Annotated in this window: 9 protein-coding genes; 5 read left to right on the forward strand and 4 right to left on the reverse strand. The window is 69.5% G+C overall.

The genetic code is table 11. The annotated features are described in order from the left end of the window. Positions 1-5 precede the first annotated feature (5 nt). The 4 genes from IT779_RS07150 to IT779_RS07170 all read right to left on the reverse strand — a co-directional run bounded on the left by IT779_RS07150 (position 6) and on the right by IT779_RS07170 (position 6120). A complete protein-coding gene (locus IT779_RS07150) occupies positions 6-722 on the reverse strand; it encodes a lytic transglycosylase domain-containing protein (RefSeq protein ID WP_196148349.1) in 717 nt (238 codons plus the stop codon). A 228-nt stretch (positions 723-950) separates the two neighbouring features. Further along, complete coding sequence (locus IT779_RS37525) at positions 951-3620, reverse strand: ATP-binding cassette domain-containing protein (RefSeq protein ID WP_332838695.1); 2670 nt, start codon at positions 3618-3620, stop codon at positions 951-953. A 26-nt stretch (positions 3621-3646) separates the two neighbouring features. Then, positions 3647-4606 carry an ABC transporter permease gene (locus tag IT779_RS07165; protein WP_196148350.1) on the reverse strand — a complete coding sequence of 320 codons (960 nt, stop codon included), beginning with the start codon at positions 4604-4606 and terminating at the stop codon, positions 3647-3649. Further along, entirely contained in the window at positions 4606-6120 is a 1515-nt protein-coding gene (locus IT779_RS07170) for an ABC transporter substrate-binding protein (protein ID WP_196148351.1), read from the reverse strand. The genes IT779_RS07165 and IT779_RS07170 overlap by 1 nt, the downstream gene beginning before the upstream one ends. 387 nt (positions 6121-6507) lie before the next feature. On the opposite strand from IT779_RS07170, the gene IT779_RS07175 reads away from it, so the two are divergent. The 5 genes from IT779_RS07175 to IT779_RS07195 all read left to right on the forward strand — a co-directional run bounded on the left by IT779_RS07175 (position 6508) and on the right by IT779_RS07195 (position 12988). Beyond that, positions 6508-7650, forward strand: coding sequence for a TauD/TfdA family dioxygenase (locus IT779_RS07175; protein ID WP_198428216.1), 1143 nt, complete (start codon positions 6508-6510; stop codon positions 7648-7650). After that, positions 7622-8632, forward strand: coding sequence for an ornithine cyclodeaminase family protein (locus tag IT779_RS07180; protein ID WP_196148352.1), 1011 nt, complete (start codon positions 7622-7624; stop codon positions 8630-8632). Before IT779_RS07175 ends, IT779_RS07180 begins: the two co-directional genes overlap by 29 nt. 269 nt (positions 8633-8901) lie before the next feature. After that, the gene (locus IT779_RS07185; protein ID WP_408637737.1) at positions 8902-10221 is read left to right on the forward strand and encodes a type III PLP-dependent enzyme domain-containing protein; all 1320 of its coding nucleotides are present in this window, start codon (positions 8902-8904) and stop codon (positions 10219-10221) included. 77 nt (positions 10222-10298) lie between these two features. Next, complete coding sequence (locus IT779_RS07190; protein ID WP_196148353.1) at positions 10299-11333, forward strand: PLP-dependent cysteine synthase family protein; 1035 nt, start codon at positions 10299-10301, stop codon at positions 11331-11333. A gap of 251 nt (positions 11334-11584) precedes the next feature. Next, positions 11585-12988 carry an MATE family efflux transporter gene (locus tag IT779_RS07195; RefSeq protein ID WP_196148354.1) on the forward strand — a complete coding sequence of 468 codons (1404 nt, stop codon included), beginning with the start codon at positions 11585-11587 and terminating at the stop codon, positions 12986-12988. The last annotated feature ends 71 nt before the right edge of the window (positions 12989-13059 follow it).

The raw sequence follows: 13059 nt of genomic DNA on the forward strand, positions 1-13059 counted from the left end.
GCCGATCACACTCGGCGGCCGACGCTGTAGGCGGCCGCGCGGTCGCGGACGGTCAGCAGATAGACCGTCGACTGGTTGTAGGTCAGCAGCGCCTTCTGCCATCCGCGTTCTGAGGTGAGGTCGCCGCCGCTCGCGCACAGGTATCTGGCCGCCGTCAGCGCCGCGTCGTCGATGTTCTGCGGGTCGGCCACGCCGTCACCGTTGGCGTCGACGCCCCAGCGTTTCCAGGTCTCGGGGATGAATTGCAGCGGGCCGACGGCGCGGTCGTATACGGGGTCGCCGTCGAGTACGCCGCGATCGGTGTCGCGGATCAGCGCGACACCCGGTGCGCCGTCGAGCGGGATGCCGATGATCGGCGGGCGGACGAATCCGTCGTCGCCCAGATCGGAATCGCCGTGGGTACCGTGCCTGCTCTCGACGCTGGCGATCCCGGCGATGGTGGTCCAGGCGATTCCGCACCCCGGCACGGATCGCCCCATGATCGCCGCCGCGTAGCCGTAGGCCTCCAGCGCCACCGAGGAGATGCCGGTACTCGACTGCTCGCCCGCCCAGCCGCGCAACTGCACCGAAGTGCGCCCGGGACCGTCGAGATCGATGGCGGGCAAGGCCGCGCCGGGCCCGGGCGGGATGCCCTCCGGGATCGGCGGCAGCGGCGGACCGCTACCGCACGCCGCCACGAGCACCGCGCTCACCAGGGCGGCGGCAAGGGCGACGCGCTTCATCCACAACACAACTCCATCATCCGGATTCGGCGCGGTACCCGCCGGGCGAGCGCGCGCCGACACCGGGTGGCCCGCCCGCGGCCCGCGCACGCGAGCACGACGTGACAACACGCGTGATGCCATGGTGTTCCCCCCTGGTCGGCGGCTCCGTCGGCCGTGACACCGACTCTAGATGGTGTCGAAGGGGTCGCCGTGAGTTGTCCACAGGCCGAGAAGTTGTCCACAGAGCTAACGGAGCATCTTGCGGGTCGCCGCGTGACCAGGATCGGCGAGGATGGCGGCGGTCGCGCCAGATTCGACCACCCGGCCGCCGTCCAGCACGAGCACCTCCGCACAGTGCTCGGCGACCACACCCATGTCGTGCGAGATCACCAACAGCGCGAGACCGCGCTCGGCTCGCAGCCCGTCGAGCAGAGCCATGATCGACGCGGCGGTCGCGCGATCGAGCGCGGAGGTGATCTCATCGCAGACGAGCACGGCGGGATCGGCCGCCAACGCCCTTGCCAGCGCCACCCGCTGCCGCTGCCCGCCGGAAAGTTGCTGCGGATAACGTTCGGCCAGCACCGAACTCAACTCGACCGCGTCGAGCAGTTCGCCGACCCGCCGCGCCACCTGCCCACGCGAAATGCCGCCGACCCGCCGCAACGGCCGCGCCAAGGTCTGCGCCACGGTGCGCCGAGGATTCAGAGCGGACAGCGGATTCTGTGTGACGAGCCGAATACCGCCACCGCCGTGACCGTTCCGGTGCACCGCCCCGACCGGCAACGCCACGCCGCGCAAACGCAGACTGCCCGAAGCCGCGCGGTGCAGCCCGGCGACCACCCGCGCCAACGTGGTCTTACCGGCCCCCGACACCCCGACCACCGCCAACGCCGACCCCGCACGCACATCGAGGTCGACACCATCGAGCACGGCGCTCCCACCGACCGACGCGCGAATCCCACGCGCCACGAGCGCCATGTCCGCCGTCACCGCCTCCGACCGCCCCCGAGTCGAGACCAGCGCGAATTTCGCCCCGACACCCGCGATGGCACCGCCGCCGATCACCGGCACCGCCTCGGCGCCCGCGGTCTCCACCCCCGCCCCACGCGCACCGCAATGCGACGCCCCGGCCGACTCGGGAGCGGACGTGCGGGCCGTCACCGCCGATTCACGGGCACCCACCGAGGCCGTACCGCCCGTGACACGCGCCGAGTCCGGCCTGGCGGACGCGAATTCGGCCACCGACGACGGCGCGCTCGCACCGCTACCCACCGCCGACCTTGCTTCCGAACACCGGACCGGGAGCCGCGCGTGCCCCCCACACAACTCGACCGCCGATATCGTATTCGCCTCGTGCCGTGCGGATTCGGGCTTGAGGTCGATCACCCGGTCCGCGATGGCGTGGATGGCGCCGGTGTCGTGACCGGACAGGAGTACCGCGATATCGCGCCGCATGGCGATATCGCGGAGTAGTTGGGCGATCTCGGTGCGTAGCGCGCCGTGCAGGCCCGCCAGCGGCTCGTCGAGTACCAGGACCTCGGTGTGTCGCAGCAGGGCGCGTGCCAGGGCGACTCGGCGCTGCTGTCCGCCCGACAGTTGCGCGGGGCGGCGGTCGAGTATTTCATCGGAAAGTCCAACCAGGTCGAGTGTTTCGCGCAGCGCGGAGGCGGATCGGTCGCGCGCGAGTTCGGCGAGTACGGTGCGGACTCGCATCGTTGGCGGCAAGGTCGAACCCGGATCTTGCGGGAGATAGGCGATCCGGTCGCGGCGCAACCGCCGCAGGGTTCGTTGGTCCAGGGCGAAGACGTTGTCACCGGCGACCTGAACGCATCCGTCGGACCGGATCGCTCCTTCGGGCAGATGCCCGAGTAGCGCGCGCATGAGGGTCGTCTTCCCGGATCCGGACGGACCGGTCAGCGCGGTCACGGTGCCGGTCCGCATGGTGAAAGTGACCGGTCCCAGCAGTTTTCGCGCCCCGGGTCCCCGCACCACGAGTCCCGAGACCACCACGGCAGCGGACTCGTCGCGTCGCGTCGGATCAGCCGTGTGACGCGAATCCGGCAGGCGCCCGACGCTGTTCCCGACCGGAACGACGACATCATCGAGACCGACGGAATCGGCTCGCCCGGTATCCACCGACGCGGGAAGGTCGGCGCGCACCCGACCCAGCCGCGTCGCCGCCAGATTCACGCTGACGGCGACCACGGCGATAGCGAGCCCCGGCGCCACCACCGAACACGGGTTCAGCAGGATCCCGGAGGAGTTCTCCCGCACCATGACCGCCCAGTTCGTGTCGCCGATCCCGGCGGGCAGCGCCAGGAAGGACGCGGTCGCGGCCAGATAGATCCCGACCACGAACCGCAGTCCGAGTTGCGCGGCGATGATCTCGCGCAGATTCGGCAGCACCTCCCGCAGAACCAGATACGGCAGCCCTTCACCGCTCGCACGGGCGCATTCGACATAGCCACTGGCCGCGACACCAGCGGCAGAGGCAGCGAAAACTTTTGCGCAATAGGGTGTCCCGAAGACCAGAGCCACGAGGATCAGCCCGTACACCCCGCCGCTCGGCCACCCGGTGAGTATCAGCAGCACACCGAGCACGACGGGCACGAGAATCACGAAATCGCCTGCGGTCTCGATGATCGCGCCGACACGGGGCCGCAGCGCCGCCGTCGCGCCGAGCACCGCGGACACAGTGGTGACGAGGACGGCGACCACCGCCGCCAGAAGCAGCAGTCCCCCACCGCCGCAGAGCAATCCGCTGAGCACATCGCGACCGAGGCGGTCGGTGCCGAGCCAACTGTCCGCATGCGGCCGCGCGAAAGGCATACCCACCGGACGCTCCACGGAATACGGCGCGACCCACGGACCGATGACGGCGAAGAGGATCACCGCCGCCGCGGGCAGTGCGGTCACGGTCGATCCGAGCGCGCGCCGCGTCTTCATCCCTGTCCCCGCAAGGAATACGCGCGAGCGGCATCGGATACCGCGAGCACCAGCATGACCACGATGCCGCTCAGCGCGACCACCGCGGCGACCACGGAGGTGTCGCGATCGGCGACCGATCCAGCGAGCAACGCGCCGAGTCCCCGGAAATTGAACAGGGTTTCGACCACAACGGAACCGCCGAGCACCATGCCGACGGTGGTGGCGAAGCTGGCCACGATGGTCGGCAGCGCGGAGGGCAGCACGTGGCGCACGAGCACCGAACGGGTCGCGATCCCCTCCAGCACCGCGTTCTCCACGTGCGGCGCCCTTGCGGCGTCGGCGAGGGCGGCGCGCACCACCCTGGTGTTCCACCCGATGTGCGGGAGGGCAAGGGCGAGCACCGGCAGCACGAACATGTCGGGGCGGACGGGAAATCCGGAGCGGCCGGTCACGGTCACGGCGGGCAGCAGTCCGAGCGCGAGCGCGAAGATCGCGACGAGCAGGGTCGCGACCACGAATTCCGGGACGGCAGCGGCGGTCGTGGTCGCGGGTTCCAGGATCCGGGTGAGCACGCCGCGCCCGCGAGGCCGCCGCGCGCCGACCGAAGCAGCGGAAGCCGCCCACCATGCGCCGAGGATCAGCGAGGCGAACACGGTGAGGGCCAGCGCGATACCGCCGAGCAGCAGGGTCGGCGGGAAGGTCTCGGCCAGCAGTTCGTTGATCGAGCGACCGCGCGCGGTGCTGCCGAAATCACCGGTGACCACGCCGCCGATCCAGTCGAGGAAGCGCTGCGCCAGTGGCCGATCCAGGCCGAGCCGGTGCTCCTCGGCCGCGATGCGCTCCGGGGTCGCATCGCGTCCGAGCACGGCTTCGGCGGTGCTGCCCGGCAGCAGGTCGACGGCGACGAACACCGTCGCCAGGAGTGCGACCAGCAGCAGCACTCGGCGTGCGAACAGGCGAAGGAAGGCGAGCACTACGACAACCAGGCCCGTTCCAACTGGACCCGCGCGAAGCCGCCGAGCGTCGGCAGGCCGTTCACCCGGGATGAGGCGACATCGACCCCGTCGGCCATCCCCCACACCAGGTAGCCGCCACGTTCGTACTGGATGCGCTGCACGTCCGCGGTGGCGGCGCGGTAGGCGGCGTCGTCTCCCGCCGCGAGTGCCCGTGCCGTCGCCGCGTCGAATTCCGGGTCGGCGAACGCTGTTTCGTTGCGGTTGGAGCCCGAGGACATGAGTTTCTCGGCGAAGAACAACGTGGAATCGTTGGTGCCCCATGACACCGTGTAGAACGGTGCGCGCAACCAGGTCTGGTCGTAGAAGGCGTTGGCGTCCTGCGCCGCGACTTCCACCTTCAGCCCGATGTCGGCGAGCTGGGTCGCGATGACCTTCGCCGACTCCACCTCGCCCGGCGCCTCGGCCTTGGTGTGCAGCTGGTAGCCGCGCGCGGTGTCGAATCCGGCTTCGCGCAGCAGGGTTCGCGCGCGATCGGGGTCGCGGGTGCGCTGGGCGAGCGCGGTGTCGTAGCCGGGGTCGGCGGTGCCGAGGATGTCGTTGGCGACCGTGCCGTAGCCCGAGTGCACCTGATTCACCAGCGCGTTCCGGTCGACGCCGAGCCGAACCGCGGTGCGCACCCTCGGATCGGCGAAAGGGCCGTCGGCGGTGCGCATGGCGACGCCGAGCATGGTGTCGTCGCCGCGCCGCACGACTCGCAGGTCGGGGCGGCCCTCGGCGGTGCGCCCGCCGATCGCGCCGACATTGGAGGCCAGGTCGATCTGGCCGCCGAGGATCGCGTTCCCCAGTGCGGTAACGCTTTCGAACAGGCTGACCTCGATGGCGTCCAGATGCGGTGCGCCGCCGTGCCAGCGGTCGTTGCGCACCAGGGTGGCGTTGCCGCCACGATAGGACTCCAGGCGGAAGGGGCCGGTGCCGATGCCCGCGGTGAAGTCGGTGGTGTCCTTCGGGACCGTGAAGCTCATCAGCCGGACCGACAGCGGCAGCTGGGTATTGGGCGCGGACGTCGTGAGCACCACGCGGTCGGGACCGTCGGACGTGATATCCGACTCAGCGACAGGCATTTTGGACACACCGCCGACCGAGCGCAACCTGCGCAGCGACCAGACGACATCCTCCGAGGTCACAGGCGCTCCGGTGTGGAACGCGGCGCCTTCGGCGATGGTGAAACTCCAGCGTCGGCGGGTACTGTCGGACTCCCATTTGCCGGCGAGTCGCGGTACGACGTTCGGATCGGCGCCCGGCACCGTGAGCGCATCGTAGACGAGTGCGGTGATGAGGAAGTCGCTGTCGTTGCTCAGGTTCGCGTGCGGGTCCCGCTGGGTGCGTGCCGCACTGCCGAGCGCACCGACCCGCAATGTACCGCCCGCGCGCGGTGACCCACCGGTGTCCGCGGAGTCCGAACACGCCGCTACCAGCGCTAGCGCACCAATTCCGAGTCCGCCGCGCAAGAACTGACGCCGGTCATATGTCATGGTGCCGCCCTCCTCGAAACACCCGTACCACCTCGACGAACCCGCCCGACAAGGTGAGGACAGGCTAGCCTGATTCCTTATCCGCCACGGCAAACCGACGGAATCGACCCCGACGCGCAGGTCCGAGGGCGGAACGCGCCTGCGTGGCGCGCCGCTCGGAATTCGGGCCGCGATACGGTATGCCATTGGTTAGCTATCGCCGGAGAACGCGACACGGGAACCACCTGGACGCACTCTCGAGGGTTTGACGACTCGCTTAGGTAAGCCTTGCTTAAGATGACAGGAAACGCTAACTTCGCAGATCGGATCGTCACCCACTTCTCGACCGATGCGAAGAAGGGATTCCTGGTGAAAAGCGTTCTCTCCGAACGTAAAACGCTTCACCCGATGGATATCGAGCGACGCGAACTGCCGCCCCGACTCGGGCAAGCGGTGCGTGCGCTCGCGCGCGAAATCTGCCGCGACCTGGATGCCGCAGCCGCGGACCCGGCGCGGCGCGCGCGCACCCTGACAGATCCCGCGCTCGTCGCGCACCTCGACGCGCGCGTCGACGAACTCCCGGCCGAGTTATCCCATCTGCTGCGCGCGCCATCGGGTTCGGCGGGCGCGGCCATCCTCAGCCGACTTCCGGTGACCGACACGGAATTCGGGCCGACACCGGCAACCTGGGGCGAGGCCGCGGCATGGGCGGGCGACCGGGAACTGCGCGCCGCGTCCTTCGAATTCGACATCGTCATGATGCTGCTCGGACGCTGCGCCGGTGAGCCTTTCGGCTGGCAAGGTCAACAGGGCGGCAGGCTGGTCAACAACATCCTGCCCTCCCACGGACACGAGGACGAACAATCCGGCGCGAGCAGCAAGACCCTGCTCGCCCCGCACAGCGAGGACGCGTTCCATCCGGCCCGTTCCCATCTGCTCATGCTGGCCTGCCTGCGCAATCCGGACCGCGTCGGCACCACCGTCTCCTCGGTGCGCCGCGTCGAACTCACCGGCGCGCAACTGCGGGTGCTCGGCGTTCCGACGCTGCCGATCCTGCCCGACGTGTCCTACGGCAGCGGCTACCAGCGCCACGACGCGCCGCCCGTTCCGACCGTGTGGAGCGAGAGCAGCTACGGCACAGCGGATCTGACCATTCGGTACGATCCGGCCTACACCCCGCTCGACGACGCCGATCCCGAATTCCGGTTCGCCTACGCCCGACTCGGCGCCGAATTGGAACGTGTTTGCGTCACAGCGGCGCTGGATCCCGGTGAGATCCTGCTGGTCGACAACGATGTGGCCGTGCACGGCCGCGTTCCCTTCACCGCTCGCTACGACGGCACCGACCGCTGGTTGAAACGAGTCAATATCCGACTGCCCGAACGCCGCCGCCGAGCGGCCGAAGCCGACGAGAATGGATACGGGCAACAAATCGTTGCTCCGTTCCGAGTCGGAACGGATCGGCAGGCGACCGGGGTGCACGCGACCCCGGCGGCGGGAGCAGGGCGGGACGGCACGACATATGAACGAGGATCCGTTGAACGCCCGTGACCGAGCCACGCCGCTGCGCGTGCTGAGCCGAAGCGACCTGGCCGACGTGCCCATCTCCCCCGCGGATGTGGTGCGCGCGGTGGAGGACGCCTACCTCGCCTTCGCGGCGGGGGAATCCGACAATCCGCGAAAACTCAGCGTCGCCAACCCGGACGGCTGGTCGGTGGCCTACGCGATGCTCGGCCGCGACGGCCGCAGGCGCGTGGTCGCCATGAAGACCTCCTACAAATTCGATCCGGGTCACGACCGCATCACCAAGCGCTACTACACCACCATCACCCTCTACGACGACACCACGGGCGCACCCATCGCGATGATGGACTGCGCCCGCGTCGGCGCGCTGCGCACACCGGCGGTCTCGGCGCTGCTGGTGCGCGAGACCATACGCCGCGGCGCGGAGAGCGTCCTGCTGATCGGCACCGGCACCCAGGGCAGGAACGCGCTGCCGCATCTGCTCGCCGCGAATCCGCAACTGCGCAAACTGATGGTGTACGGCACCCACCCCGAGGGCCTGGACGCGGTGCACCGCATCTTCGCCGAGCACTACCCGCACGCCATCCTCGAAACCGTGCCCGATCCGCGCGCGGCGGCCGCGACCGCCGACGTGGTGCTCGCGACCGCGGGGCCAGGCACCGAGGTCGCGCTCGAATCCGAGGATCTCGCACCGGGATCGGTCGCGGTGCTGGTCGGCTACGGGCTCGCGCCGTCCGCCCTTGTCGACGCCGACCGGGTCATCGCGACCAGCGCCGAGCAGATGCAGCTGACCGGCACCGACATGGCGGGGCCGGACGGCAAGCTGCGCGAGGTCGACGCCGAACTGCCGCAGATCCTGAGCCGCCGCGCGACCGGTCGCCGGTCGGAGGAGGAACGGATCTTCGTCTACAACAGCGGATTGGTACTCACCGATGTCGCGGTCGCGCACGCGTTGGCCGAACGGGCCATCGCCGAAGGGCGCGGCACGGAGGTCCCGCTGTGGGACTGACGGGTCCCGACCCCGTTCGGACCCGGTCGGATGTTTCGGGCGCACCGGGTTCCGCGGCGCCCGAACACATCTCCGAAGCCCATCCCGTGCGCGGCCCCGACGCCACACCGGCCCGCGCCCCGGACTCTTCGACCGACCGCGGGATCGCCGAGGCGCCGGGTCCGCTCTCCGACCCGGCATCCACACGCGCGGCAGCTGAGCGCGCCGCGAACACCGAATCCCAGTACGGTGCGAGGACCGCACCGGAGGGCGCCGTCGGCCGAGGGCGGATCAGCGCGACACCTTTGCCCGCCCATCGGGATTCGTGGGAACGTCGACTGCTAGACCATCCGGATCTGTTGGGCGATATCGCGTTCGCCATCGGCGGCCCTTTCCACCTCATGTACCCCGCGCGCGTCGAACGCAATATCCATGCCTTCCGCGCGGTCATGCGTGAGGCGGGGATCGCCGGTGTCGTCTACTACGGCAAGAAGGCGAACAAGTCGCCGTGCGTGACGCGGGCGTGCGCGAACGCGGGTGCCGGCGTCGACGTGTCGAGCACCGGGGAATTGACGGCCGCGCTCGCGCACGGCATCCGAGGCGCCGACCTGATGGTGACCGGCCCGGCCAAGTCCGACGAATTGCTCTGGCTCGCACTGCGGCACGGCGCGCTGATCGCGATGGACAGTGTGCAGGAACTGGATCGAGTCACCGCGCTCGCGGCCGCAACCGGTCCCGCTCGGGCGCTGCTACGGGTGCTGCCCACCGGTTCGACCAGCCGATTCGGCATGACCGCCGACGAACTCGCGGTGGCGGTCGCGCTGATCGACCGCGAGGGCGGGCCGGTCGGTCTGGCCGGCTTCAGTTTTCACCTGTCCGGCTACGATCCGGTGGCGCGCGCCGAGCAGGCATGCGAGTTGATCGACCGCTGTATCGAGGCGAGAGCGCTCGGCCACGACGCCTCGACGATCTCCATCGGCGGCGGCTTCGCGGTCGACTACCTGCCCGAGCGGGCATGGCGCGAATTCACCGACGGCGTCGACGGCGAGTGGTTCCACAGCGGGAAGCGTTTCGACTCGTTCTACCCGTATCACCATCCCGCGCCGGGCCCGGCGATGCTGTCGACCATTCTCGAACACGGCGACCTGGCGGCGCGGCTGCGCGGCAACGGCATCCGGCTCGCCATCGAGCCCGGGCGCGCCCTGCTCGACCGGGCGGGCTCGACGGTGTTCCGGGTGCAGGGGGTCAAGACCAGATCCGCGCACGGCGAGCCCTATCGGCTGCTCACCGTCGACGGCACCAGCCTGAGCCTGTCCGAACAGTGGTTCGACAGCGAGTATCTGCCCGATCCGGTGTTGTGGCCGCGACGCTCCGGTGATCCGACCCCGACCTGTGTCGGCGCGGCGACCTGCCTGGAATCGGACATGCTGAGCTGGCGCCGCATCCCGCTGCCGCGCGCTGCGACGACCGGCGACCTGCTGGTTTACCCGAATACCGCAGGCTATCAAATGGATTCCAACGAGTCCGCGTTTCACGAGCTGCCGATACCGCCGAAGGTCGTCATCGATGACGCCGAGGGCGACCGGCTGCGCTGGAGACTCGACGCCTGACCACGGGCGCCGCAACCGACCGCATCCGCGACCAGCCCTCGCACGCGGTCGGACCGTTCACGATCGAGGAGATACCCATGCCACTCGTCACGCGCGTCACGGACCTGATCGGCCGCACGCCCCTGTTCGAATTGGCGACCACCGCCACCGGTACCCGGCTGCTGCTCAAACTCGAGCAGTTCAATCCGACGGGCGCGGCCAAGATCCGCATGGCAAGGGAGATGGTGCTCGACGCGGAACGGCGCGGATTGCTGCGCGATGGCGGACATATCATCGAATCCACATCCGGCAATACCGGTCTCGGGTTGGCGGTAGTTGCCGCCGAACGTGGGTATCGCTTCACCGCGGTGGTCGATCATCACGCGAGTAAGGACAAGTTACGGGCGATGCGAGCGATGGGAGCCGAACTCGTCTTCGTCGCCGACGACGGTGACGACGAGCTGGCCACCTCGGCACGGGAGGACCTGGCCGAGGCGATGGCCGCCGAGCGCCCCGACGCGTATTTCACCGAACAGCACAACAACGACGCGAACGCGGTGGGCTATTATTCGGTAGCCGATGAGTTGCTGGAAGATGTGGAGCGGGTCGATATCCTGCTCTCGTCGGTCGGAACCGGCGGCTCGTTGTTCGGCACGGCGACCAGGCTGCGCCAACTGGGGTGCATACCGCGGGTGATCGGCGTGGAACCGGTCGGATCCATCGCCTTCGGCGGACCCGGCGGCCCGTACTGGCAGTCCGGGACCGGCACCCCGCCGGGCGCGACCATCGGCACCGCGGTCGACTACTCACTACTCGACGAAGGGGTCAAGGTTTCCGATATCGACGCCTTCGCGGCGGCCCGCACGGTCGCCGCCCGCAACGGGCTCATGCTTGGTGGCTCCGCGGGCGGTTCGGTATTCGTCGGACTCGCGCGCCTCGAGGAGTTCCCGCCCGGTTCGACGGTGGTCACCATCGTGTGCGACGGCGGCGAGAAATATCTGGACACCGTCTTCGACGACACCTGGATGGCGGAGCGCGACCTGCTCGCCCCCGAGGTCGAAGCGCGGGTCGCCGAACTGCTGGCGCGCTACGCCCCCGTGACCCGCCGACCGGGATTGGTCGACGCACGATGATTTCCCCGGCGCGGCCGCTCATGACGCGAAAGACCGAGCCGTCATGAAAAGCCGCGCCGTCACGAAAGGCTGTGCTGTCACGAAAGGCTGTGCCGCATATCACCGTTGCGTCGCACGCACGGTGATTGAGAACATCGAGTACTTAGGTCTGCCTTACCCGAAAACTCCGAGTGGAGAGGCGCGATGAAGCCCCTGACGATCCGCGACGCGACGCACCGCGAAGCCCGCCGCGCGAAGGAGCGGGACCGGTGATGCTGTCCGAGTTCCGCGCCGACGGGCGGCGGCTCACCGCCCTCGCCGCGCCGATCGCGCTGACCCAACTGGCTCAGATCGCCGTATCCACCACCAATATCGCCCTCATGGGCACCCTCGGCGTACGCCAGGTCGCCGCGGGCGGCTTGGCCATCGTGCTGTTCAACCAGATCCGTACCATGTGCGTCGGCCTCATCACCGGCACCGGAAACCAGATCGCGGGCGCCGTCAGCGCTGCGGGCAAACGCGGCGACAGCGCCGACGACGAGATCCGCGACACAGTGCGCGCGAGTTTCCTCATCGCCACCATCGCCGGGCTACTCGGCGGACTCGTCCTGATCGGCCTCGGCTGGTCGCTGCAATACCTCGGCCAGGACGCCGGGGTGCTCGCCGACGCGCGCCCGCTCATGCTCGCCCTCGCACCCGGACTGCTGCCGTGCCTGTGGTTCCAGGTGCTGCGCCAGTACACGGTCGGCATGCAGCGCCCGCAGGCACTGCTCATGGTCACCCTCGGCACGGTCGCGCTCAACCTCGTGCTCGCCCTCGCGTTCATGCACGGCTGGACGATCCTGCCCGCGCTCGGACTCACCGGCATCGGCGTGGCGACCGCGCTGGTCTTCCTGATCAGCTTCGCCGCCTTCTACGCCATGGTGCGCCGCGACGCCGAACTCGGCCGCACCCTGTCGCTGCGCCCGTGGCCGTCCGACCGCTCGACGGTGGTGGCCGAACTGCGACTCGGCACCCCGATCGCGCTGACCTACGGGTCCGAAGCGGGCATGTTCTCGGTACTGGCCCTGGTGATGGGCAGTTTCGGCGCCGCGGCGCTGGCCGCGCACAATGTCGTCTACCAGATCATCTACATCGTCTTCCAGGTCGCCATCGGCATCTCGCACGGTGCGTCGATCCTGGTCAGCCACGCCGCGGCCCGCGACGAATTCGACCACGCGCGTGCGCTGGCCTGGCTCGCGCTGCGCCACGCCGCGATCGTCGCCGCGGTCACCGGAGCGGTGTACGTGGTCGCGCCGAATGTGGTCCTGCGCCCGTTCCTCGATCCCGCCGACACCGCGACCATCGAGATCGCCCGGAACCTGCTGCTCATCGGGATCGTGCTGCAACTGTTCGACGCGGCCCAGAACATCGGCACCGGACTGCTGCGCGGACTCAAGGAGACCAAGGCCGGGTTCCGGCTGTCGCTGGTCGGCTACTGGATCGTCGGACTGCCTTCGGCGCTGCTGCTCGCCTTCCCGCTCGACCTCGGCGCCGCGGGCGTGTGGTGGGGGCTGACCGCGGGACTCGCGGCCACCGCGGTCCTGATGCTGCGCCGCTACTTCGCGCTGCTCGACACCGCGCGACGGCAACTGCCCGAACTCACACCGGGCAAGCCCGTCACCACCCACGGGTGAAACGCGAACACCGCGCCGGGGGGGGCGCGCGGTGGGGGGGGGGCGGGGCGGCGGCGGGGGGGGGGAGGGCG

This window comes from Nocardia bovistercoris (assembly GCF_015674855.1).
Taxonomy (GTDB): domain Bacteria; phylum Actinomycetota; class Actinomycetes; order Mycobacteriales; family Mycobacteriaceae; genus Nocardia; species Nocardia bovistercoris.

Excerpts from the sequence above, each read along its gene's own strand:
- IT779_RS07190 (WP_196148353.1), top strand. The coding sequence starts at position 10,299 with ATGCCACTCGTCACGCGCGTCACGGACCTGATCGGCCGCACGCCCCTG.
- IT779_RS07180 (WP_196148352.1), top strand. The coding sequence starts at position 7,622 with ATGAACGAGGATCCGTTGAACGCCCGTGACCGAGCCACGCCGCTGCGC.
- IT779_RS07175 (WP_198428216.1), top strand. The coding sequence starts at position 6,508 with ATGGATATCGAGCGACGCGAACTGCCGCCCCGACTCGGGCAAGCGGTG.
- IT779_RS07195 (WP_196148354.1), top strand. The coding sequence starts at position 11,585 with ATGCTGTCCGAGTTCCGCGCCGACGGGCGGCGGCTCACCGCCCTCGCC.
- IT779_RS07150 (WP_196148349.1), bottom strand. The coding sequence starts at position 722 with ATGAAGCGCGTCGCCCTTGCCGCCGCCCTGGTGAGCGCGGTGCTCGTG.
- IT779_RS07170 (WP_196148351.1), bottom strand. The coding sequence starts at position 6,120 with ATGACATATGACCGGCGTCAGTTCTTGCGCGGCGGACTCGGAATTGGT.